This window comes from Arsenophonus endosymbiont of Crataerina pallida (assembly GCF_964020125.1).
GTDB lineage: Bacteria > Pseudomonadota > Gammaproteobacteria > Enterobacterales > Enterobacteriaceae > Arsenophonus > Arsenophonus nilaparvatae.
In genome coordinates this window covers 2,241,898-2,267,525 of record NZ_OZ026540.1, presented here as the reverse complement: position 1 = coordinate 2,267,525, position 25,628 = coordinate 2,241,898, and the positions used below count along the sequence as shown (strand labels likewise).

General features: G+C 38.0%; 19 protein-coding genes and 1 pseudogene. 10 read left to right on the top strand and 10 right to left on the bottom strand.

The window, feature by feature from the left end:
• Positions 1–68: 68 nt before the first annotated feature.
• A complete protein-coding gene (gene ppsA, locus AACL31_RS12155; RefSeq protein ID WP_310511975.1) occupies positions 69–2,447 on the bottom strand; it encodes a phosphoenolpyruvate synthase in 2,379 nt (792 codons plus the stop codon).
• A gap of 238 nt (positions 2,448–2,685) precedes the next feature.
• Here ppsA and ppsR point away from each other — a divergent pair, with 238 nt between their 5' ends.
• The 3 genes from ppsR to AACL31_RS12140 all read left to right on the top strand — a co-directional run bounded on the left by ppsR (position 2,686) and on the right by AACL31_RS12140 (position 6,450).
• On the top strand, positions 2,686–3,525 hold the full coding sequence (ppsR, locus tag AACL31_RS12150) for a posphoenolpyruvate synthetase regulatory kinase/phosphorylase PpsR (protein ID WP_310511976.1): 840 nt from the start codon (positions 2,686–2,688) through the stop codon (positions 3,523–3,525).
• Positions 3,526–3,663: 138 nt separating this feature from the next.
• A complete protein-coding gene (locus tag AACL31_RS12145; protein ID WP_310511977.1) occupies positions 3,664–4,710 on the top strand; it encodes a 3-deoxy-7-phosphoheptulonate synthase in 1,047 nt (348 codons plus the stop codon).
• A 291-nt stretch (positions 4,711–5,001) separates the two neighbouring features.
• Positions 5,002–6,450 (top strand): DUF853 domain-containing protein, encoded by a 1,449-nt coding sequence (locus tag AACL31_RS12140; RefSeq protein WP_310511978.1) that lies wholly within the window; start codon positions 5,002–5,004, stop codon positions 6,448–6,450.
• Between the two features lie 222 nt (positions 6,451–6,672).
• Here the strand turns inward: AACL31_RS12140 and AACL31_RS12135 are convergent, their stop codons facing one another.
• From AACL31_RS12135 to guaB, 5 genes are all read right to left on the bottom strand, one after another.
• Positions 6,673–7,269 carry a lytic polysaccharide monooxygenase gene (locus AACL31_RS12135; protein WP_310511979.1) on the bottom strand — a complete coding sequence of 199 codons (597 nt, stop codon included), beginning with the start codon at positions 7,267–7,269 and terminating at the stop codon, positions 6,673–6,675.
• A gap of 734 nt (positions 7,270–8,003) precedes the next feature.
• Entirely contained in the window at positions 8,004–8,495 is a 492-nt protein-coding gene (locus AACL31_RS12130) for a hypothetical protein (protein WP_310511980.1), read from the bottom strand.
• Positions 8,492–9,136, bottom strand: a complete 645-nt coding sequence (locus tag AACL31_RS12125; RefSeq protein WP_310511981.1) for a hypothetical protein — start codon at positions 9,134–9,136, stop codon at positions 8,492–8,494. Before AACL31_RS12125 ends, AACL31_RS12130 begins: the two co-directional genes overlap by 4 nt.
• A 166-nt stretch (positions 9,137–9,302) precedes the next feature.
• Entirely contained in the window at positions 9,303–10,880 is a 1,578-nt protein-coding gene (guaA, locus tag AACL31_RS12120; protein ID WP_310511982.1) for a glutamine-hydrolyzing GMP synthase, read from the bottom strand.
• A 64-nt stretch (positions 10,881–10,944) separates the two neighbouring features.
• On the bottom strand, positions 10,945–12,408 hold the full coding sequence (guaB, locus tag AACL31_RS12115) for an IMP dehydrogenase (RefSeq protein WP_310511983.1): 1,464 nt from the start codon (positions 12,406–12,408) through the stop codon (positions 10,945–10,947).
• A gap of 320 nt (positions 12,409–12,728) precedes the next feature.
• Here guaB and AACL31_RS12110 point away from each other — a divergent pair, with 320 nt between their 5' ends.
• The 3 genes from AACL31_RS12110 to xseA all read left to right on the top strand — a co-directional run bounded on the left by AACL31_RS12110 (position 12,729) and on the right by xseA (position 14,983).
• A complete protein-coding gene (locus tag AACL31_RS12110; protein WP_310511984.1) occupies positions 12,729–13,064 on the top strand; it encodes a hypothetical protein in 336 nt (111 codons plus the stop codon).
• 6 nt (positions 13,065–13,070) lie between these two features.
• Entirely contained in the window at positions 13,071–13,559 is a 489-nt protein-coding gene (locus AACL31_RS12105) for a hypothetical protein (protein ID WP_310511985.1), read from the top strand.
• Between the two features lie 74 nt (positions 13,560–13,633).
• Complete coding sequence (gene xseA, locus AACL31_RS12100; RefSeq protein ID WP_310511986.1) at positions 13,634–14,983, top strand: exodeoxyribonuclease VII large subunit; 1,350 nt, start codon at positions 13,634–13,636, stop codon at positions 14,981–14,983.
• A gap of 71 nt (positions 14,984–15,054) precedes the next feature.
• On the opposite strand, the pseudogene AACL31_RS12095 reads toward xseA, so the two are convergent.
• Both AACL31_RS12095 and AACL31_RS12090 read right to left on the bottom strand, forming a co-directional pair.
• Positions 15,055–17,147, bottom strand: a pseudogene (locus AACL31_RS12095) (S9 family peptidase).
• Positions 17,148–17,427: 280 nt separating this feature from the next.
• Positions 17,428–19,707: an NADP-dependent malic enzyme gene (locus tag AACL31_RS12090; RefSeq protein WP_310511987.1), complete on the bottom strand. Its 2,280-nt coding sequence runs from the start codon at positions 19,705–19,707 to the stop codon at positions 17,428–17,430.
• Between the two features lie 401 nt (positions 19,708–20,108).
• Between AACL31_RS12090 and AACL31_RS12085 the strand changes: the two genes are divergently transcribed.
• The 3 genes from AACL31_RS12085 (at position 20,109) to dapE (ending at position 22,497) form a co-directional block, all read left to right on the top strand.
• Entirely contained in the window at positions 20,109–20,729 is a 621-nt protein-coding gene (locus AACL31_RS12085; protein ID WP_339053200.1) for a response regulator, read from the top strand.
• Positions 20,730–20,989: 260 nt separating this feature from the next.
• The gene (locus tag AACL31_RS12080) at positions 20,990–21,364 is read left to right on the top strand and encodes an ArsC family reductase (RefSeq protein WP_032114906.1); all 375 of its coding nucleotides are present in this window, start codon (positions 20,990–20,992) and stop codon (positions 21,362–21,364) included.
• 2 nt (positions 21,365–21,366) lie between these two features.
• Positions 21,367–22,497: a succinyl-diaminopimelate desuccinylase gene (gene dapE, locus AACL31_RS12075; RefSeq protein ID WP_310511988.1), complete on the top strand. Its 1,131-nt coding sequence runs from the start codon at positions 21,367–21,369 to the stop codon at positions 22,495–22,497.
• 51 nt (positions 22,498–22,548) lie between these two features.
• Here dapE and AACL31_RS12070 read toward each other — a convergent pair whose 3' ends face one another.
• The gene (locus AACL31_RS12070; RefSeq protein WP_032114904.1) at positions 22,549–22,926 is read right to left on the bottom strand and encodes a DUF454 family protein; all 378 of its coding nucleotides are present in this window, start codon (positions 22,924–22,926) and stop codon (positions 22,549–22,551) included.
• 79 nt (positions 22,927–23,005) lie between these two features.
• On the opposite strand from AACL31_RS12070, the gene AACL31_RS12065 reads away from it, so the two are divergent.
• Positions 23,006–23,200 (top strand): YpfN family protein, encoded by a 195-nt coding sequence (locus AACL31_RS12065; protein WP_032114903.1) that lies wholly within the window; start codon positions 23,006–23,008, stop codon positions 23,198–23,200.
• On the opposite strand, the gene AACL31_RS12060 is transcribed toward AACL31_RS12065, so the two are convergent.
• Positions 23,181–25,544, bottom strand: a complete 2,364-nt coding sequence (locus AACL31_RS12060; RefSeq protein ID WP_339053199.1) for a GNAT family N-acetyltransferase — start codon at positions 25,542–25,544, stop codon at positions 23,181–23,183. The two genes, AACL31_RS12065 and AACL31_RS12060, sit on opposite strands and share 20 nt — an antisense overlap.
• Positions 25,545–25,628: the final 84 nt, after the last annotated feature.

The following is a 25,628-nucleotide window of genomic DNA, read 5'->3' as shown; positions in this document are numbered from 1 at the left end:
ACTGAGTCTGTTTTTTTATGTTCAGCCTCAGTTTGCAAAATAAATTTAATTAATAAAATTAACCAGTACTAATCATTTTCGGCCAGTGACAACCATGTTTTCATCACCGTATCGGGATTAAGCGAAAGACTATCGATCCCTTCTTTCATTAACCATTGGGCAAAATCCTGATGATCAGAAGGACCTTGACCACAAATACCTACATACTTGCCTTGCTGTTTCGCGGCTGTGATCGCCATTGAAATTAATGCTTTTACCGCTTCATTACGTTCATCAAATAATGAAGAAATAATACCCGAATCACGATCAAGCCCGAGGGTTAATTGTGTCATATCATTCGAACCAATAGAAAATCCATCAAAATAGGCAAGAAATTGTTCTGCTAATAGGGCATTTGATGGAATTTCACACATCATTATAATTTTCAAACCATTTTCACCGCGTTTTAAACCATGATGTGCTAACTCCTCAATAACAGCTTCTGCTTGAGCTACGGTTCTGACAAATGGGATCATAATCTCAACATTGGTTAACCCCATGATATTTCGCACCCACTTGACCGATTCACACTCCAGGGCAAAACATTGGCGAAAACTATCGGACACATAGCGTCCGGCACCACGAAAACCTAACATAGGGTTTTCTTCATGAGGTTCATAAAGCTCACCGCCAATTAAGTTAGCATATTCATTTGATTTAAAATCAGATAAACGGACAATCACCCGTTTCGGCCAAAATGCTGCCGCTAGTGTTGCAATTCCTTCTGTTAAGCGACAAATGTAAAACTCAACCGGATCCTGATAACCTAACATTAGCGCTCGAATTTCAGCCTGTAACTCAGCTGTTTGTTGCTCAAACTCTAATAAAGCGCGTGGATGGACCCCAATCATGCGATTAATGATAAATTCCAAACGTGCCAAACCAACGCCATCATTAGGTAAACAAGCAAAATCAAATGCTCGATCAGGATTACCGACATTCATCATGATTTTCACCTTTAATGGTGGCATTTTATCAACCTGACAACTTTTGATTTCAAATGGCAATTTATCAGCATAAACAAAACCGGTATCACCTTCAGCGCAAGAGGCTGTCACTAATTGGCACTCTTGTAGCCGCTCAGTCGCGTCACCGCAACCAACCACAGCCGGAATACCCAATTCACGAGCAATAATCGCCGCGTGGCAAGTACGTCCACCACGATTAGTGACAATAGCAGCGGCTCGTTTCATGACAGGCTCCCAATCAGGATCGGTCATATCGGTAACCAAAACATCACCAGCCTGCACACGACTCATTTCACTAATATCGTGGATAATTTTAACTGTTCCTGCACCAATACGTTGGCCAATAGCACGCCCTTCTACTAATACCTTACCGGTTTTTTTTATTTGATAGCGTTCCATTACCTGCTGATTAGAACGGACAGTTTCAGGACGCGCCTGGACAATATATAATTTACCATTATGGCCATCTTTAGCCCATTCAATGTCCATTGGCCGGCCATAATGCTGCTCAATTAATAATGCCTGATGAGCAAGGGTTTCAACTTCATGATCCGCTAACAAAAAACTATTACGCTGTTTTTCGGCTACCTCTTCAATTCTCACCTGCTTACCATGTTGATGATTATCAGCATAGACCATACGCATTTTTTTCGAGCCTAATGTTCTGCGCACAATAGCTGGACGGCCCGCTTTTAATGTCGGTTTATGCACATAAAATTCATCAGGATTAACTGCTCCTTGAACAACCATCTCGCCAAGCCCACACGCTAAGGTAATAAAAACTACCTGATCAAAACCTGATTCGGTATCTAAAGTAAACATTACGCCCGAAGAAACTAAATCAGAACGTACCATGCGTTGAATACCAGCAGAAAGCGCGATACCACGATGATCATAACCTTGATGAACTCGATATGAGATAGCCCGGTCGTTAAATAGTGAAGCAAAAACATGTTTAATAGCAACCATTACCGCGTCAATACCTTGTACATTCAAAAAAGTTTCTTGCTGACCTGCAAAAGAAGCATCTGGCATATCTTCGGCAGTAGCAGAAGAACGTACGGCAAACGAAATATCAGACTCATCGGCGGATAATTGCAAAAAAGCCTGCCGAATATCTTGTTCTAATTTATCGCCAAAAGGGGTATCGATGATCCATTGCCGGATTTGGCTACCTGCTTTGGCTAATTGAGTTACATCGTCAATATCAATTTCATCCAATAATTGGTATATACGCTGATTAACCCCACCTTGTTCTAAAAAATCATTGAAAGCTCGGGCGGTAGTGGCAAAACCATTCGGCACCATAACATTCAGATCAGCTAAATGTGTGATCATTTCACCTAAAGAAGCGTTCTTTCCACCAACTAAATCAACATCATTCATAGTAAGCTGGTTATACCAAAGTATATTGCATGAAGTACGGCCATTATCGGACATTGAAAAAGATCCCTTATTAAAATTCATAGGAAGTGTAAATATTTTAGTTAGTTGGCAAAAATTATCTCATCATTAAGACTAACATAGTGTTGAACCAAAAATGGAATGGTGAATCGATCAAGCTCATAATAATATTTTTTAACACCAGATAATCTATCATTCGGCTAACAAATTTTTACATTTGATCTTTATTATTTTACTTTCTAAAAATAGAATTAAAGAAAAGGAAAATTAACCAATGGACAATCATCACGCCAAAAATTTAGAACGCTGTGTATTTTTTATCTCTGACGGAACCGCTATTACTGCAGAGACACTCGGGCATGCAGTTTTATCACAATTTCCGCTAAATTTTTCTTCTTACACACTACCGTTTGTCACCAGCGAAAAACGCGCCGAAGAAATAAAACAAAAAATTGAACAAATCTATTTAAAAACCCATCTCCGGCCGTTGGTTTTCTACTCGATTATCTCTCCAACAGTAAAAAAAATTATTACCAATAGTGCTGGCTGTTGTCATGATATTGTCCAATCTTTAATTGATCCGATCCAGCAAGAGATCGGCTTAAAACCCGAACCAAAGCTCAACCGTACGCATGGACTATCTAATCTAAATCAATATGATGCTAGAATTGCAGCGATTGAATATACATTAGCGCACGATGATGGTATATCACTAAAAAATCTCGATCAGGCTCAGGTTATTTTACTTGGGGTTTCGCGCTGTGGTAAAACACCCACCAGCCTCTATTTAGCGATGCAATTTGCCATCCAGGCTGCCAATTATCCTTTCACCGCAGATGATATGGATAATTTACAATTACCACTTGCATTAAAACCTTATATAAATAAACTTTTTGGTCTAACAATTAGTCCTGAGCGTCTAGCCGCTATTCGTGAAGAGCGCTATGAAAAAAGTCGTTATGCTTCTTTACATCAATGTCGGATAGAATTAACAGAGGCTGAGGCTTTATTTAGAAGACATAATATTAACTATTTAAATACAACTAATTACTCTGTCGAAGAGATTTCAGCCAAAATTATTGAAATATTTGGGCTAAGTCGTCGTATATTTTAACAATTTAAAATTAGCTGAGAAACGCTCATTACTTTAACGATATCTTAAACAACCATTAGATCCAGTTTATTTTCGGTTATGGTAATGCTAGTTTATTTGCCAGAAAATCGACTATATTGAATTATATATGAGATAAATATGTATAAAACCGATGAGTTAAGAACTCAACCTATTGATAGACTTATTACGCCTCAAGCGCTGGTGGATGAATTTCCGCTATCCAAAGAAATTATCAAAAATGTTACAACGTCACGGAAATCGATTGAGTCAATTTTAATTGGCCAAGATCAACGCCTATTGGTGGTCATTGGCCCCTGCTCTGTACATGATACCCAAGCGGCACTTGAATATGCCAAAATGTTGGCTAAATTGCGCGGCGAATATAAAGATTATCTTGAAATCGTGATGCGTACCTATTTTGAAAAACCACGTACGGTGATTGGCTGGAAAGGTTTAATTTCCGATCCTGACCTAAACAATTCGTGCCAAGTTAATAAAGGCTTGCGTTTAGCCCGTGAGCTACTAACTAATATTAATCAACTTGGACTACCAACAGCAACTGAATTTTTAGATATGATAACCGGTCAGTATGTAGCCGATCTTATTAGCTGGGGAGCTGTCGGCGCCAGAACAACAGAAAGCCAAATCCATCGACAAATGGCATCAGCGCTGTCATGTCCAGTTGGTTTCAAAAACGGTACCGACGGCAATATCAATATTGCTATCGATGCTATTCGTGCCACACGTGCCAGCCATGTATTTTTATCACCTGATAAGAATGGCCAAATGACTATTTATCAAACAAAAGGTAACCCTTATGGCCATATTATTATGCGGGGAGGAAAACGGCCTAATTATAGCGCTGAAGATATTGCCATAGCCTGTAGTCAGTTACGCAAATTGGGATTACCAGAACGATTGGTTATCGACTTTAGCCATGGTAATTGCCAAAAAATTCATCAACGCCAAATCGATGTCGCTAAAAACATTGCTCAACAATTGCAAAAAGGCTCGAGGGCTATCGCCGGCATTATGGCAGAAAGTTTTCTAATAGAAGGTACCCAGCAAGTCACTACCGGCAAGCCACTTACCTATGGTCAGTCTATTACCGACCCTTGCCTAGGCTGGCAGGACACTGAACAATTACTAACTATACTTGCTGAAGCGGTAAAACATCGATTTTAGTCATCATAAAGGAGAATTTTTAAGTCACAATTAAATTAATTGTCAAACAAAATTCTTCCTTACCAATAAGTTATTTTATCTGGCCGGATTTACTGAATTTTTTATTATTAAAATACCAAATGCCCCACCATCAGCTATCTTTACCCTATACACTTGTATAATTTTTTATTGAGCCTATTTTAACAATCGCATTTACTATTTTGTCTGGTAATTAAAAATTTAACTAAAATTTACTATCAAGCCTGGCAACAAAATTATACCCATTATGCCGACTACAGAGGATATTTTTAGATGCAAAAATCTCTCGTCATCGCTAAAAATAGTGAAACTGAATTAGCCATATTGCCTGCACTGGCAAATCGACATGGGTTAATTACTGGTGCAACAGGAACAGGTAAAACTGTAACGCTACAAAAAATGGCGGAAAGTTTTTCTCAAATTGGGGTACCGGTTTTTATGGCAGATGTAAAAGGTGATCTTTCGGGTATTGGTGCAAAAGGTGTATTAACACCTAAATTGCAATCACGCCTCGAAGCGCTTGGCGTAACAGACTGGCACCCAGCTGCTTGCCCTGTCACTTTCTGGGATGTTTTTGCAGAACTTGGACACCCGGTGCGGGCAACCATCTCAGATATGGGACCATTGCTATTATCACGGTTGATGAATTTAAATGATGTGCAAAGTGGTGTATTACAACTTATTTTTAAAATTGCCGATGACAACGGTTTACTATTGCTGGACATGAAAGATCTGCGCTCTACCGTTCAATATGTTGGTGAAAATGCGAAACAATTTCAAACTGAATACGGTAACATTGCCAGCACCTCAATCGGCGCCATACAACGTGGATTATTAACCCTTGAACAACAAGGCGCTGATTACTTTTTCGGCGAACCTATGCTTGATATCGTTGATCTGATCAAAACTGATCCTAATGGCCAAGGGATGGTCAATATTCTTGCCGCAGAAAAGCTCTATAATCAGCCTAAGCTCTACGCGGTGTTTCTATTATGGTTATTATCGGAACTTTTTGAACGTTTGCCTGAAATGGGTGATGTTGAAAAACCAAAACTGGTGTTTTTCTTTGATGAAGCCCATCTACTTTTTACTAATGCACCAACAGCATTACTGGAAAAAATCGAACAAGTTGTTCGACTGATCCGTTCAAAAGGGATTGGCGTTTATTTTGTTACCCAAAATCCACTTGATATTCCCGATAATATTCTAGGACAGTTAGGCAATCGGGTTCAGCATGCATTACGAGCATTTACGCCACGTGATCAAAAAGCAGTTAAAGCAGCAGCTGAAACTATGCGAGCAAATCCAGATTTTAAAGCTGAACAGGCAATAACTGAACTTGGGGTTGGTGAAGCATTAATCTCGTTCTTAGACGAAAAAGGACGTCCTAATATAGTTCAAAGAGCTTTTGTTATTGAGCCAGACTCACGCATGGGAGTATTAACTGCCGAAGAGCGCAATCAGCTACTTAATCATTCAGATATTTATGGCAAGTATGAGAAGATGCTGGATCGCGAGTCAGCCTATGAAAAACTGACAAATCAAACAACAAAAAATACCGAAGATAATGGATTTGTCGGCGGCTTAAAAGATTTTCTTTTTGGTTCAACCGGCCCTAGAGGGGGTAAAAAAGAGGGTTTAGTGCAAACGGCAACGAAATCTGCAGTACGTCAAATCAGTAATCAAATTATTCGTGGCATTTTAGGCGGTAGAAAACGTTAAAAATAACCAATAACAAACCTGGCTGTAGCTTAAACCAGGTTTGTTAATCAAATATCCTAATGTAATAAGTAACAAGTAGTTTTATTTACATCATAAAATAGAAAAAATTACTTGTTAATACTATTTAGCAGCCAATCGCAGTCACTGTAGTACTTTCAGCTAAATAAAGATTTTTTTAATACCATTAGTTACTTAAGAAAAATCGTTGTAAGATGATTAAAACTAGCGAGTTTTCATATTGGCATCAATAACTTGATAAAATGCATTAGATGTATCATCTATGGTCCATACACCTAAAATGACCTGATAACCGGTACGTTTAGGTACTTGGCATTTCATGGTAACTTCTCGAGCAGGTACCGATCCACCATCAAATCGTGAACAAAAGGGTTTTAATTCAAATGCAGCACGACTTAATGGAGCATTAGGATCCCAATCTTGTTTGGTAATAAAATATTCCCAGCCGGTGGTTCTATGTGGGGCCGTTAATGTCCAATGGAAGATATTTTCACCTGATACCACATTAACCTTAGTCCAACGAGTTGCCGTTTGCTCATCCAATTGCTTAAACGCCCCCACACCAGCACTGGCTATTTTGCCATCAGCAGGCCTTCTTTGTGGGAAACCTTTTCGACCTTCAACTGATTGCGGTTCATACTGAATTGGGCCACAACTCTTGTTTTGCAGTGTTGAACATAAATAAGCCCGACTAGCCGGCGAATCAATATATCCATGCATAGGTTTGATTTCAGTGCCGGTACTAGCAAAACTCGAAGCACTGATTAACGTTAACGTTGCCAACAATAATTTGGTTTTCATTTTTCTTACTCCTTAAGCAATAAATTTGATTTCTGCAAAGAAATAATTAGTAATAAACACAATAACAGAGCAAAAAATTATCATCCCAGAACAAGCTCGATATCAATTTAAATTAATTATTTAACGCTTAAAAAAACACTTACAATATTTTTGACAAATAACTAATAAATATAAATAAATAAATAAATAAATAATAATTATTTTTAACCATTTTTAATAAAAATAAAAACTTAATTAAAGTTTTATAAAACATGATTTTCATATTTAATGTTTAGTTAAAAAATAAAATAAATTTTCAAACAGCCATGTTATATAACATGGAAAAAATATTAATCAAATTAATTAGAATTGGTATTTTGCATTAATTTTTAAATAAAATATTTAATTATATTCTTATTAAAATAACAATATAATTCTCAGTAACAAAAAACCCAGTAAAAATTTTTACTGGGTTATTAATATAAAGTTATTTTGGCGAATACTTTCGATTAATTATGAATTAATAACTAAAATCATTATATATCAACAAATTGAATAATATATAGGTTTACGATAATAATTTTAAAGCCTACATGGACAAAACTAGTGTGCGAATACCCATTATTACAATACATTTTATACCTTTATAATAGCGAATATAATTACAATATAAGTAAGATGACTTAGTTTATCTTTTCTGATGTAGCCTTTTCGGTTTTATCTTCGGTAACGTGTAAAGTCAATTCGAACACTTTTTACCCGGTTCCCTGGATCGTGCATTCTGCCTTGCGTAATGCTGACATGGGCTGATTATGCTGAAACAGCTGAAGAAAATGTTGAGCAATTCCAAAGGCAGACCTAGAAGTCATCTTCGTTCCTGGCATATTAACATTGATTTGATGCTCGCGATCGAACGTTTCACCCATATCTCTAAATGTGAATTTTATCTCAAACACAATTTTAGCTCCTGCGCGCATTGCGTCTTTAAAGTGGCGTTTTTCTAGTTCCTTGGAAAACATCGGCTCAGATGCCTTCATAGAAATGTTCATAGCAATACCTATTGCGAGAAGAGCAAGCGTCTCTGCCTCACTTTGCTTATCAGGCTTCCATGCATCCCTTCGTTTAACATTTCCATGAAAATAGAAACCTCGCTTTTCAACAAGATGATTAATCACATCATCTACCGATGGCTTTGACGCTAGCAACTTAGCAGTTGCTGAGCTGCGATCATTTTTCGCAGGAATCACATCCTTGAGGGTACACTCAAGGATATCTCGAAACTTCTGATTTTTTTTAATACCGCCTGTAAACCCGCTTTTTTAAATTTTCCTTCACCATAAAGAGACTCAATCAGCAGGAACGAGTAGCGGAAAGAATTAATGAACTCCTCTGTTTCAAGTGCCTTCCGAGCACTACTCACAAGAGTAGCTTCAAATCTCGGTCCATCGTGTTTATCGGCGGCCATGATTGCGCGTGAAAGCATATCGAAAGAGAGCGGCAATGCAGGTAGCTTCCGCCCCATAGAGATGCTCTTTATAACTATCCTGGCTTCTTCCTCTGGCGTTTCGCCTTCATAATTGACATCCATTTCATCGGTGATGAGTTCGATGTCATAGAAGCATTCGAGAAACGTGGCAGCGTCTCTGAGTTGGCGTTTCACAAATATTATAAGTTGATCGCATCCGGTGATCTCCGCAACTGCCGCACCTTCACTGAGCTTCTGAAAATGCGGCGCGTATTCTAGGGGCTGTTTCTCGAAAGTGAGTTCGAGAGCTTTGGCGTAACCGTTTTCTTCTATGACTCGGAGTCCCCCACCCTGGATCGGAATTTCCCAATGGTCGTCAATGATGATTTTACGCTTAAACGGAACCATATAGCGAATTCTCATGAATTCTTAACCTTCAAATAGCATTAAACCTATACTACAAAAAATGTCATCAGATTGTCTTCTTAGCCCTCAATAACAAATTAAAGATAAAATATATATTTTCCATAAAAAACATGGTGTTAATTATAATTTGTTACTGATTCATGACAACAATTACTAGGTGTAATCATTCCCACTCAATCGTCGCTGGTGGTTTGCCGCTAATATCGTAAACTACTCGAGAGATGCCGGCCACTTCATTGATAATTCTATTTGACACCCGGCCAAGAAAATCATAGGGCAAATGGGCCCAATGGGCAGTCATGAAATCAATAGTTTCAACCGCGCGCAATGACACAACCCAGTCATATTTTCGGCCATCTCCCATTACGCCAACAGAGCGTACCGGCAGGAAAACAGTGAAAGCTTGGCTGACTTTATGATAAAGATCAGCTTTATGTAATTCTTCAATGAAAATGGCATCTGCCTGACGTAACAGATCACAATAGGCTTTCTTCACCTCACCAAGTACCCGCACACCTAAGCCTGGGCCAGGAAATGGGTGACGGTATAACATGTCATAAGGAAGTCCTAACTCCAGGCCTACTTTACGCACCTCATCTTTAAATAACTCTTTTAATGGCTCAACTAATCCCAGTTTCATTTCTGCTGGTAAGCCACCCACGTTATGGTGAGATTTAATGACATGCGCTTTGCCAGTTGCTGAAGCGGCAGATTCGATTACGTCCGGATAAATAGTACCCTGAGCCAACCATTTTACTTGCGTTTGTTTCGCCGCTTGCTCATCAAATACTTCAATAAAAACGCGGCCGATCGCTTTACGTTTTAATTCTGGCTCATCAATCCCTGCCAATGCGCTAAGAAAGCGCTCTTCTGCGGCCACATGAATAATATTAAGATCAAATTTACCGGCAAACATGGCCATAACTTGCTGCGCTTCATTTAAGCGTAACAAACCATTATCAACAAACACACAAGTGAGCTGCTTACCAATAGCACGATTGAGTAATAACGCAGTAACCGATGAATCAACACCGCCTGATAATGCCAGAATAACCTGATCATCACCAATCTGAGCCTTCAAGCGCTGTACCGTATCTTCAACAATCGCCGCCGCCGTCCAACGAGCTTCACAGCGGCAAATATCTAATACAAAACGCTGTAGAATAGCTGCTCCTTGATGAGTGTGAGTCACTTCAGGATGAAACTGAACACCATAGAAACGTTTTTCTTCATTAGCCATAATGGCAAATGGGCAGCTATCGGTACTGGCGATAACTTTAAAATCAGCTGGAATTGCCGTCACTTTATCGCCATGACTCATCCAGACATCTAGCAGTGGTTTACCATCTGCACCTAAGCTGTCATAAATATCGCGAAATAGTTCACAGGATTGTTGAATGGACACCTGGGCATAACCAAACTCTCGCTCGCCAGACACCTCAACTTGCCCACCTAATTGGATGGACATCGTTTGCATGCTATAACAAATACCTAATACCGGAACGCCAGCCTGAAAAACATATTCCGGTGCACGTGGGCTATTTAGTTCGGTGGTACTCTCCGGCCCGCCAGAAAGAATAATTCCATTAGGATTAAATTCACGGATCTGTGCCTCGGAAACATCCCAAGCCCAAAGTTCGCAATAAACGCCAATTTCACGAATACGACGAGCAATTAATTGCGTGTATTGTGAACCAAAATCGAGGATCAAAATTCGGTATTGATGAATGTCAGTTGTCATCTAAAGATAATTCCAAAACAAATAATAATTTGACGGTTTATAGCAAAAACCGCTAATAAAATAATTAACCTAAACGATAATTAGGTGATTCTTTGGTGATGGTAACATCATGTACATGACTCTCTTGGATACCGGCACCACTAATACGCACAAATTCTGCTTTGCTTCTTAATTCATCAATAGTGACACAACCGGTCAGTCCCATACAAGAACGAAGGCCGCCCATTTGCTGATGAACAATATTCTTCAAAAATCCTTTATAAGCAACCCGTCCTTCGATGCCTTCAGGTACCAATTTATCTGCAGCATTATCGGTTTGGAAGTAACGATCGGAAGAGCCTTTCGACATCGCACCTAATGATCCCATTCCTCGGTAGGCTTTATAAGAGCGTCCTTGAAACAAGATAGTTTCACCTGGTGACTCCTCAGTACCGGCAAGCATTGAGCCAACCATAACGCAAGAGGCGCCGGCAGCCAGTGCTTTAGCAATATCACCCGAGAAGCGAATACCGCCATCGGCAATTATCGGTATATTCATGCCTCTCAGCGCCTCAACGGCATCGGCAATAGCAGTGATCTGAGGTACACCAACACCAGTGACAATTCGCGTTGTACAGATAGAACCCGGGCCAATACCGACTTTCACCGCGCTGGCACCCGCTTCGACCAAAGCTTTAGCCCCTTCGCCGGTGGCAACATTACCACCAATAATCGGCAAATTAGGATATTTTGCTCTCGTTTCACGAATACGTTGTAAAACTCCTTGTGAATGTCCATGGGAAGAGTCAATTAACAACACATCAACACCGGCTGCCACTAATGCCTCAATACGTTGTTCATTATTCGCACCAGCGCCAACCGCTGCGCCCACTCTCAAGCGACCTTGCTCATCTTTACACGCATTGGGCTTGCGTTCAGCTTTCTGAAAATCTTTTACTGTGATCATACCAAATAGGTGAAAGTTATCATCAACCACCAATGCTTTTTCAATACGTCTTTCATGCAATTTCTGCAAAACCACATCACGGGATTCACCCTCTTTGACCGTGACCAAATGGGGTTTAGCTGTCATAACCGCCGTAACCGGTTGATCCAAATCCGTCACAAAACGGATATCACGGCCAGTAATGATACCAACCAATTCTTTATTATTATTAACCACAGGATAACCAGCAAAACCATTACGCTCAGCCATTTCATAAACTTCACGAATTGTGGTTTCGGGTGTGACGGTAACCGGATCGATAACGATGCCACTTTCATACTTTTTAACGCGGCGAACTTCTTCTGCTTGACGCTCAATTGGCATATTTTTATGAATAAAACCAATTCCGCCCTCTTGGGCTAATGCGATAGCTAAATCTGATTCAGTCACAGTATCCATGGCGGCAGAAAGCATAGGAATATTTAAACGGATCGAGGCAGTTAATTGAGTTGATAAATCAGCAGTATTAGGCAATACATCTGAGTGTGCAGGAACTAACAATACATCATCGAATGTTAGTGCTTCTTTCTTAATACGTAGCATAAGCAATATCTCACCAGGCAGGATTTGGAAAAAGATAAAATATTGCGGCGATATTATACATGACGAAATTTATTGACTCCAGTACTTTCTCACTAAAATTCATTTTTAGCTGACAAAAACGCATACTACTATGATCAAATTTAGATTTATGCTTGTAAATAATTTATTTATTAATCGAGTTATTTAATTAATTTTAAAGCAAATAAATATTACATGAATTAGGTACATTGCTTAATTTATTCTGACTAACCCGTCACTTTTTAAAATTGATTACTTCCTTACAATATGGTTAAAGTTAACGGCTTAAACGTAGGAAAGTTATGTTCTCCATCAATAAAATAAACTTTAATCCATTACCTAATTATCAATCCGATACCCAAAGAGCTTCTTCCCCGCTTTCGACTATTGAAAAACAACATATTTATTTTCTGAATTCACTCTATACTAATGAAAATATTAGTCACCCATTACACTCTTATGATGAAGCTTTAGCACTTTTAACACCACTCTACGATAAAGATTATATTGAAAATAAATCTAAAATTAATTTTGTATCAACAATGAATGAATACAATCAATCGGCTGCCTATAAAAAATGTAGCTTTATCGATTGGTATACTATTCGGGATTATCAATATAGCAGCCATGCTTATTAAAATAATATGCTAAAGCTAGGCACTAATTTCAATCATCATCATCCTTTAGTTAAACAACTAACTCAAGCGCTAATGCATTTATCCCTACTTGATAATTACAATAATAAATTTACCTCCACTATGCTTTATCGCGGTGAGGTCAGAAAATTGTCAGATATGATCTACTTAAAAGTAAATGGACCTTATACATCCACTTCGTTTTTCAGCACCACTAAAGAGCCCGATGGTGTAATGCCTTTCCTTAAAGAAATCCAAGCATTAGCCGATGACGAGGTTAACGTATTATATGAAATCCAGCATACCGAACCTCTAGTAGGCGCCAATATTTCCGATTTATTAAAAGATGATAAGCAAGAAGTCTTATTCTGGCCAAAAACAGAATTTATTATCACCTATATTGAATATATTGACCATAATAGAAATTTAACTGTTCGAATGAACACCGCCAATATTGAACAACATGAATGGGATAATCACTTATACGCTCTATTTTGATTCTATGTATAATAGAAATAATCGCTGCTAATATTTAGCCATTAATTTTATTTACAAGGTGTAGCTAACTTAACATGTTAACTTCAGAAAATAGTGGAATTTATTCGGTTAGCCAACTTAATCAATCGGTTCGGCAATTACTTGAACTTCAAATTGGCAGAATTTGGCTTAATGCAGAAATCTCTAATTTTTCTCAGCCAGCTTCCGGCCACTGGTATTTCACCTTAAAAGATGAAAAAGCGCAGCTACGTGCTGCGATGTTTCGCGGCCAAAATATTTGCGTCAATTTTCGACCACAAAATGGTCAACAAGTGTTAGTTCGAGCGACTGTTACCATGTACGAGCCAAGAGGAGAATACCAATTAATTATCGAAAATATGCAACCTGCGGGTGATGGATTATTACAACAACAATTTGAGATATTGAAACAGAAACTTTCAGCTGAAGGACTATTCGCACAACATTACAAACAAGCACTACCAATGCCAGCCAAACGCTTGGGGGTTATTACCTCAGCAACAGGCGCTGCATCACATGATATTTTAAATATCTTAAAACGCCGCGATCCTTCATTACCTGTCATTATTTATCCCACCGCCGTGCAAGGAGAAGATGCACCACGACAAATTATTCGTGCTATTGAGTTGGCCAATCATCGCCGAGAGTGTGATGTCCTAATTGTCGGCCGAGGTGGTGGTTCATTGGAAGATTTATGGGCTTTTAACGATGAAAGGGTCGCCAGAGCAATTTTTGCTAGTCAGTTACCAATTATTGCAGCGGTTGGTCATGAAACCGATGTAACTATTGCTGATTTTGTTGCCGATTTACGAGCCCCAACACCCTCAGCTGCGGCAGAATTAGTGAGTCGCAATCAACAAGAATTACTCCGTCAGTTACTTGAACAAAAACAGCGATTAGAAATGGCGATGGACTATTTCATGGCGCGTAAACTACGTATCTTTGGTCAATTACAACATAAATTACAACAGCAACATCCTGAACTACGGATAACGCGCCAACACAATTATCTGATCCAATTACAACAAAAACTTGTTAACGCCACACAACAATATTTGCAGCAAATAAATCGTCAGCAATATAACCTTGAACAACATTTAATACTATGTGATCCGCGGCCACAACTACAAAATTGTCGCCAACGTTATATTCAGCAGCAATTTCAATTAAAACAATTAATTACTCAAATACTAAGCCAATATCGTGAAAAATTTAGTGTCAGTTGCTCCCGCCTTGAAGCAGTAAGTCCATTAGCAACATTAGCCCGTGGTTATAGTATTAGCGAATCACCTAATGGACAGGTTTTAACCAAAACACAACAAATACATATTGGAGAAACATTAAAAACTCGCTTACAAGATGGTTGGCTTGAAAGTAAAATCTTATCGATCAATAAAATTGCTTAATCCAAACAAATTATCATCTATAAATATGATTTATTAGCCTTATATTAATTATCATATAAGGCGACAAAAATTTATTGAACATCAAAATCAGGCAGATATTTTTTATTATCATCTAGCATCAAAATAAAAGCATATTCCAATGCTGTATCTTTTAGACGATTAAATCGACCCGATTTACCACCATGGCCGGTTTTCATATTTGTTTCCAGCAATAAGACCGTATTACCCACTTTATACTCTCTTAGTTTAGCCACCCATTTGGCCGGCTCCCAATATTGGACTTGTGAATCATATAACCCCGTCGTAACCAATAAATTAGGGTAACGTTGAGATTTAATATTGTCATAGGGACTGTAAGATTTTAGTCGAAAATAAGCGTCCTGCGCAGCGGGATCACCCCATTCATCATATTCACCAGTTGTTAATGGAATAGAAGGATCAAGCATGGTTGTCACAACATCGACAAAAGGAACTTGAGCGACAACGCCTCGATAGAGTTCCGGTGCCTGGTTAATTACTGCCGCCATCAATAAACCACCAGCACTTCCACCCATTGCATATACCCGTTTGGGATCACCATACCCCTTTGCAATCAATATTTTGGTTGCATCAATAAAATCACTAAAACTATTGGCTTTATTTTCAACCTTCCCTTGTTGATACCAGGCTTTGCCTAAATCGCCGCCACCACGAACATGCACTATTGCATAGACAAATCCCCTATCCAATAAACTCAAACGCGGTGAACTAAAAACCGGATCCACATTGATACCATAAGCACCATAGCCATAAATCAAAATCGGATTTTTGCTTTTTTGCCATCGATCTTTACGATATACCAACGAAACTGGCACTTTAGTGCCATCTTTTACCTGAACCCATATACGTTCACTGGTATAAAGTGATTTATCAAATCCATTGACTTGTTGTTGTTTTAGCAATTCACGCTGTCCAGTTAGCATATTTATCTGCATAACAGATATTGGGGTAGTTAGTGAAGAATAACCATAACGTAAAGTCTCGCTATCAGGCTCTGGATTATAATCAATCCAGGCACTATATACGCTTCATCAAATTGAACTATTTTTTGCTGTTTGGTCTGCCAATCTATCTGTCGAATATTAACTAAGCCATTATGACACTCTTCAACAACCAACCAACGGTTAAAAAGCGCAAAATTTTCTAAATCAGTCTCTTTATTCGGTGCAATAATTGTTTGCCAGGGCTGGTCAATTGATTGAGTAGCATATAACCCAAATTGCTCCAATTGATGGTTAGAGCGAATATAGAAATTATCACGAAAATGATCTAAATCGTACTCACGTCCCGTTTGGCGAGGGGAAAATATTTTAAGTGATTCAGCGGGGTTATTAGCATCGATTAATCGATATTCAGATGTTTCTGTACTACTAATTGCTAGTAGAATATACGCTTTTGAGCTACTTTTTGTCATGCTCAAGTAAAATCGGTCATCATTCTCCTGATAAACTTTTTTATCTTCAACCCCCTCTAATCCATATTGATGACAATATACTTGATAAGGTAATAATGTTTGTGGGTGGTTACGAATATAATAGAGAGTTTGATTATCATTAGACCATACAATATTACCAGAGGTATTTTTAATTACTGCATTCTGCCATTTTTTACTAGCTAACTGTCTAAATGAAACCTCAAACTGACGACGACCTTGAAAATCTTCGACAATTGCCAAACGATTATTATCTTCAGAAACAGCAATACCACCCAAGGTATAAAATTGATGTCCCTTAGCACGTTCATTACCATCAACTAATATCTGCCAATCACTATTTTGGTTGACAGGTTTACGTTGATAAACAGGATAATCTTTACCTTCTTGATAAAGGGTACGATAAATATAACCATTATAGGTATAAGGCACCGATTGATCTTGCTGCTCCATACGAGCGACCATCTCGCCAAATAATTGCTCTCTTAATACGGTGCCAGACTTTAATACCGCATTGGTATATTGATTTTCATCAGTCAAGTATTTGATAACTTTTTTATTTTTTCTCGTATCATCACGTAGCCAATAATAATTATCAATGCGGCTATCACCATGTAAAACCATTTTGTGTGGTTGCTTTTCTGCCATTGGAATTATCATTTTTTCTCCTGCCAAACTGGTAAACGCAATCATATTTAATAATGATATCAATAGTATAATGTTCAAATATTGATAGAAAAAGCGCTGAGTTAATTGCATATTTATTAGAACATCCTGTTGGCAAATTTTTAGTTATTTAATAACACAAAATTAATAAATAAAGGCCTATGATACTAATAGATAAAACAACAATTTTAAATAAATATTTAAACAATTAATCAACAAAATTAACTGCTATATTTTATCTTGCCATAATATAAAAAACCTCTGTTGTCGTGAGTAACAGAGGCCCAAATTTGTGGTTAATTTTATTCTACAATGGTTGAGTTTGTGCTTCCGCTGCAGCTAACGCAACCATATTAACGATACGTCGTACCGATACAATCGGTGTTAATATATGTACTGGTTTTGCTACTCCCATTAATACCGGCCCCACAGTGACGCCATTAGAACTGGTAACACGAAGTAAGTTATAACTAATACGCGCAGCTTCCATATTAGGCATAATCAGCAAATTAGCTGATCCTTTTAATGTACTATCCGGCATAATATCTCGCCGAATGTTTTCAACTAATGCTGCATCGCCATGCATTTCCCCATCAATTTCCAACTCAGGATCGGCACGTTTGACTAATGCCAATGTTTTACGCATTTTTTGTGCTGATGGACAGTCTGAAGAACCAAAACTTGAACGAGATAATAGTGCCACTTTAGGCTCAATACCAAAACGCCTTACCGCCTGTGCCGCCATTAAGGTAAGTTCCGCCAGCTCCTCAGGGGTTGGATTATCATTCACATAGGTATCTGCAATAAAAGTATTGCCAGTTGGCAACATCAGGGCATTCATTGCACCCGCTACTGAACTATTCTGCCGGAAGCCAAGAACATTTTTTATAATGGTAAAATGTTGATTATAACTACCAACAGTACCACAAATCATGCCATCGGCTTCACCTTGGCGGATCATCAACGCACCAATTAAGGTTGGGTTATTGATCACTTCTCTACGCGCCATTTCCTGCGAAACACCATGGCGTTTCATTAATTGATAATATTGTTGCCAATAGGTTTTAAAACGCGGATCATTTTCATTGTTAATCAACTCAAAATCTTCACCAATTTTAATTTGTAACCCAAGCTTTTCAATCCGCTTTTCAATCACACTGGGTCGACCAATTAAAATCAGATAAGCCAAACCTAAGGATATTAATTCTTGGGTTGCATGCAATATTCGTTCTTCCCCACCTTCCGCTAATACAATCCGTTTTTTTTCTTTGCGGGCCAGAGAAAAAATCGGCTTCATAAATAGGTGGGTGCTATAGACAAACTCATTAAGTTTTTCTATATAAGAATCAAAATCTGTAATTGGTCGTGTTGCTACACCAGATTCCATTGCCGCTTTAGCGACTGCTGGCGCAATTTTAACAATTAAGCGCGGATCAAAAGGTTTTGGGATAATATAATCAGCACCAAATTTTAACTCCTGATCACTGTAAGCGGAGACAACAACGTCATTCTGCTCGGCTAATGCCAAATCAGCAATTGCCTGAACACAGGCTAGTTTCATCTCTTCATTAATCGTGGTTGCCCCAACATCCAGCGCGCCGCGAAAGATAAAAGGAAAACAGAGTACATTGTTTACCTGATTAGGATAGTCAGAACGCCCAGTGCAGATAATCGCATCAGGCCGTGCTGCTTTTGCTATTGAAGGAAGAATTTCTGGTTCCGGGTTGGCTAATGCTAAGATAAGCGGTGCATTAGCCATCGATTTTACCATTTCCGCAGTCAACACACCCGGCGCTGAGCAGCCTAAGAAAATATCCGCGCCTGGGATAACATCCGCTAGAGTACGTAAACCATTATCTTCAATTGCATAAGCGGCTTTAGTTTCATCCATCACTTCATCGCGGCCACGATAAATAACGCCTTTTGAGTCACAGACAATAATATTGCTACGATTAAGACCTAATGCAACCAATAAATTCATGCAGGCGATAGAAGCAGCACCTGCACCTGAAACAACTAAGCGAACCTGGTCAATTTTTTTATTAACAATGCGTAAACCATTCAATATTGTGGCGGTTGAAATAATGGCAGTACCATGCTGATCATCATGGAAAACAGGGATTTGCATTTTTTCACGCAGTTTTTTCTCAATATAGAAACATTCTGGTGCTTTAATATCTTCCAAATTGATTCCGCCAAAAGTTGGCTCCAATGCGGCAATAACATCGATCAGTTTATCCGGGTTAGATTCGTCTATTTCAATATCAAATACATCAATGCCGGAAAATTTTTTAAATAAAACACCTTTTCCTTCCATAACCGGTTTACCAGCCAAAGCGCCAATATTTCCCAGTCCTAACACTGCGGTACCATTAGAAACTACGGCCACTAAATTAGCCTTAGCTGTATATTTGTAAGCGGTCAAAGGATCAGCTGCGATTTCAAGACAAGGATAAGCAACACCGGGAGAATATGCGAGGGCCAGATCTCGTTGTGCCGTTAATGGCTTAGTCGGTGTAACTTCAATTTTACCTGGTTGGGGAAACTCATGAAAATCTAGCGCACTTTGTTTTAATTTTTCATCCATTGTGTGTCCTTAGAGAATTTTTATTAGAAAAACATCCCCATTATAGTAATCTCTATCAATGAAATCATGACATATACAACAATTTCGGCAGAAACTAGCTAAACTTGAACATTCTATCAACGAAATCAATATAACCAAATAATATTGAAATTAAAATATAAAACTGGTGACCTTTATATTATTAATTTTTTTATAATCATAAAATTTAAGACTATTGAATTTAAAATTATAAAATTCAATGTGTTTTTTATTTAAGATAATTACCTTTTGGTTATTTCATTAATATTGTTTTTCTTATATTCTTGCAATGTTTTATTTTTTCAAAAAACTTTAAAGACTAATAATTAAAATCAGTTGTAAAAACCCATTTATTTCTACAGGCATTTAAAAAGGAATATACTATGTCTAATCATTCAATAATGTTGGTTGATGAACATCCCCTAATACGTCATAGTTTAAAACAACTCATTAAAGCTGCAGATGAATTTAGTGTCGCCGGAGAAGTAAGTAATGGCGTTGATGTTATTAATATAGCCAATCAATTAAAGCCAGATATTATTATGATGGATATTAATATATCTAACATGTATGGTCCTGAAGTTATTCGTCAAATTAGAAAAGAGGGGATTAAATCTTATATATTAATTCTTTCTTTTTCTGCTAATAGAATTGATGTTTATAATGCTATCGATGCTGGTGCTAATGGTTATTTATTAAAAAATTGCGAATTAGATATGTTACTTAATAGCCTGAAAAGCGCCGCAAATGGTTTACCCGTTTTTAGCAATCAAATTCATCAGTATTTAAATAATCGTCATCAATATCAAGATCCACTTTCTTCATTAACAAAACGTGAATTTGAAGTATTACGTGAAATTGCTAATGGATTAAAAAATAGAGAAATATCTAAATCTCTTTTTATTTTTGAAGAAACAGTCAAAGTACATATTCGTAATTTGCTAAAAAAACTTAATGTGCGTTCTCGCTTGGAAGCCAACCTAGTTTATATGCGCGCTAAATAAACTTAACATAGATAAAATATCATTAAAGGATGAAGAAATGATTTATTAAAACATCATCATCTAACACATAGTATATTTATATGCATTGCTTAATTAACACATCATTTTATGTGATGTAGAATATATTTTATTGAATTTTTTTATAATCGATTTCTAATAAATTTAATAAGTATTCTACTTAATAGTAGCCTTATATAGATTATTATCGCATTTTGCAGCATTATAGAGATCTTTGCTACATATCAAAAAAGGAAATTATGATGTCAACTTCAGCAAGTTACATACTTTATGGTATAAAAAATTGTGATACTATTAAAAAGGCACGTCAGTGGCTGGATAATCATCATATAATCTATCAATTCCATGATTATCGCACGGATGGGATATCAATTGAATTACTCGAAATTTTTATTCAATACTTAGGCTGGGAAGCCTTGATCAATAAACGTGGTACAACCTGGAAAAAATTGTCCGATGAGCAAAAAGCGAATATTATTGATGTCGCTAGTGCTAAAGAGTTAATGTTAAAATATCCAGCAATTATTAAACGCCCATTATTAACAACTACTGGTAACCATTATCTACTCGGTTTTTCTATAGACCAATACCAACAATTTATTCATCACAGAGGCTAACTATGATTTGTCCTGTTCTTAAGCTTGCGCAACAACTTGTTCAACAACCTTCTGTTAGCCCCGATGATAATGGCTGTCAAACAATTTTAATTAATCGATTGAAAAAACTTGGTTTTTCAATTGAAGTCATGCCCTTTGACGATACCACCAATCTATGGGCATATCATGGCGAACAAGGTGAAACGCTAGCTTTTGCTGGACATACCGATGTTGTTCCGCCAGGTGCAACTGACAATTGGCGTTATCCTCCCTTTACACCAACATTAAATAACGGACTGCTCTATGGCCGAGGAGCAGCCGATATGAAAGGTTCCCTTGCGGCAATGATTATTGCCGCCGAAAGATTTATTAGCGATTTTCCCAACCATTCTGGCCGATTGGCCTTCTTAATTACCTCTGACGAAGAGGCTAAAGCCACTAACGGAACGGTAAAAGTGGTTGATGAATTAATGATACGCAATGAACAAATTGATTATTGCATAGCTGGTGAACCATCTAGCCAGATTAAAATTGGTGATATTATCAAAAATGGTCGTCGAGGATCACTCACCGCCAAACTCACCATCGAAGGAACGCAAGGGCACATTGCTTACCCCCATTTAGCCAATAATCCAATACATAGTTCATTAGCTTTTTTACATGAACTAGTTAATAAAAAATGGGATGCAGGCAATGCTTATTTTCCTTCCACCAGCATGCAGATTTCCAATATTCATGCTGGTACTGGTAGTAACAATATTATTCCTGGCCAGTTAGTCATACAATTCAATTTTCGCTTTAGCAACGAACTCACCGAGCAACAAATTCGCCACCAAGTTGAAGCAATACTAGAAAAATATCAATTCGATTATAAAATTGAGTGGTCATTATCCGGCCATCCATTTTTAACAGAAAAAGGTAAATTAATTAATATTGTCAGCCAGGTGATAGAACAATATTGCGGCTATCAACCTCAGTTATCAACTGATGGAGGAACATCAGATGGCCGCTTTATTGCTAAAATGGGGGCACAAATTGTTGAATTAGGCCCTTTAAATGCAACCATTCATAAAGTTGATGAATGTGTTAGTGTTGCTGATCTTCAGAAATTAAGTCTCGTTTATCAGGAAATTATGCAAAAAATATTATTATGAACCCAAAATTTAAATTCACTAGCTATATCATTAGCTAAATAATAAATTGGGTTAATTTTTTTCCCCATCGATTTGTGGCAACCTTAATAGATAAGCTAGCAATATCGCTAAGATAATGAGGAGTGTTCCCCTGATCCACCAACTTTCTACAAACCAAAGCGAAAAAATAAAACTAAATAAAATAATAACAATTATCTTAATTTTAACCCCTTTAGGCAGCGCTTTATGTTGTTGCCAATGACGAATATATTTACCAAACCATGAGTTATGAAGTAACCAGTAATGAAAACGTGGTGATGAGCGAGAAAAACACCAGGCGGCTAATAACAAAAAAGGGGTAGTGGGTAATAATGGCAAAAGTATACCCAATATCGCTAAGATAATACTAAACCAGCCGACAATAATGAGTAAAATTCGTTGTAAACGCATACTTAAATCTATAATAGTTATACGATAAAGGAAAAAAGAGTATACTTTATTTACTACATTTGCTACTGGAAAAACAGCTATGCATTGGATAACTGATTACTGGTGGATTATTATTATTTTGCTTCTGATTGGTATCATTTGGAGTGCCGTCAAACAGATGCAAAAAATCGATCCTAAACGTTTTTTAGATAACAAACCCAAACTTCCTCCTCACCGTGATTTTAACGACAAATGGGATGATGAAGATGACTGGCCTAAGCAAAAGAAGCATTAACCCATGATTTAAGTTTTTCTGCTCGCTGCCAGTCCAATTCTGATAATGCCGCAGCAATATCGTTGCGTACCTGTTTTAACCACATTTTTTGACCTGTCAATTTTAACTGCTGACAGCATATCTCAATAGATAAATTATGTTCACAGTGAATTCTAGTCGCTGTTAAAACCAGTGACGACTGCATTAATAACCGTCGGATTGCTGGATAGCTAGCTGAAAAACTTCTATTACCATAAGCAAAACCTGCCAAAACCTGCCAATCTTCATCATTTAATTGATCATCGCTAATTGCTGTTAGTGCTAAACCGGTTAGCTGATTGATATAAAAAGCGTCTCGCTTTAACAAATATTGCGCCCGTGACACCAATTGTTTAGCCGCTGTTGATAAAGGCAATACCGCCATAGCGGTATAATATCCACTGGTCGCTTCTTTACGGCTGCCAACTCTGACCAAATGAAAACCATTTTGCTGCCATAATGACTGCAACTGCTCACAATAGCCAAAGCTGACAGAAAGAAAATCTTTCCCCTCTTCCATCGCCTGCTGCTTATAAAAACTGAGTAATTTTGTTGCCACTCCCTGACGACGAAAAGCTGCAGCAACGGTTATACGGCTGATTCGCTGAGAATTCATTTGTGCCGCTTGCGGAAAATAGCTATGTGCTGCTAAAGATTGAGCAACTAAATTACCTCTAGGTCGACGCCGTCCAGCCCATACCTCATGGGCAAGCGACGCAGATAATCCACCTTCATCCACTAACCATAACACAGCTAACAAATTTTCCTTTTGCTGTGCAATCAATAAATGCATCCCTTGCGCATCCAATAATCGTCTTAAATCAAGCGGTGAGGTACGATAATGTGCATTAGTCAGCAAACCATATATTGCTGATAATAATTTTGGTTTTTCAATTAATAAAGACTGCGAAATAGGTAACAACGCCATGTGATGGTTATTTAATTTAGCTAGCGTTGTTGATTTTGGTAAATATTCTTTTAATAACAAGCTATTATTTAACCAATTCTCCAACGGATCATTTGATGCCCAGCGGATCGGCGTGGTTAAAGTTAGAATGTGACATTGAGCTAATTGCGCACAAAGTTTTAGCAAAAATCCGCGCCCTGTACCTTCATAGCCATCAACAGTGGTAGTAAAGAGTAAACGTGGGAAATAGTGCGTTAATTGATTTAGTTGCGCAATCGGGATCATCGCCGCTTCATCAATAATTAACCAATCAACCTTGCGTGGTTTTTGTAATCGACAATCAGCCAATAAATGGTCAATTGACCAATAGCGAATTTTTTTGTCGGTATAGTGTGTTAATACCATTGACACTGATTTTGCCGGCGCACAAACCCAACATTCCCCCTGCCAACGTTCAATTAACATACCTGCTAACGCAGATTTTCCACGGCCACGCGGGGCAACTAATGCCCAAACTCCCACCTTACCAGCCAGCAGGCGCTGCAAAATTTTTTGTTGTTCAATCGTTGGTTGTCCATTCGGCTGATACCAGGCAGTTAATTGTGGTAGCTTATCAGTGGTAAAAGGTTTACCTTCACACCACAGCAAAACATTAGCATCATGTTGTAGATGATACTTTAACCAACAGACAAAATTTGGCACTGCTATTGTCGACGCCACTTCATTCCAGCGTTGACTATCTTGATCCGGCTGTTGAGACCAAGTCCCCCACTCAGGCAGGCAAAGAATGAGATAACTACTCGCTTTTAATGTCCCTGCCAACATCAGCAATGCTTCAGTATGAAAACCCTTAGTGGCATCAAAAACGCCATGTAAGAACTCTTGTCCTAATAGTGACACCGCATTTTGTGGTGGTATAGCATCAGGCCAATGTGGTGAAATGGTTGGCCAATCGCCAATTATTCCCTGCCTAAGTGCAATTAGTAACGAGAGAAGACCTGCTGCTATTAATGGACCAACTGGAACACCACGGAAAACAGCAACGCCTATCACTGTACCAACCAATAATCCGGCAACTGTTGACGGTTGATTAGACATCAAAGAGACGCCTCTACTGCCAAGCCAAGAGACCAAAATGCCAATCACAATCGCCAATAACGATTTCCAGTTAAAAAAAGAGTTAATAACATCTTGTGGCGAGATCTTGCCACTGGCGATAGGGGCCATTACACCAATAGTTAAAATCAAAATACCGATGGTTAAGCCATATTTTTCAACCCAAGGGAAAAAATTATTAAGCGGCGTAATGCGAACAACTAACAAAAATAGCATTGCCAATGCCACCGTCATGTTATGACTAATTATTCCTAAGCCGGCCAACACTAATAAAATAAGTAATGTTGGATCAAAATTACCCATAAAATTATTTACCAATAAAAATATATAATTAATTTATCCTATCAATAAATCATGACTGATCAAAATAAATAATAGAGCCTATTA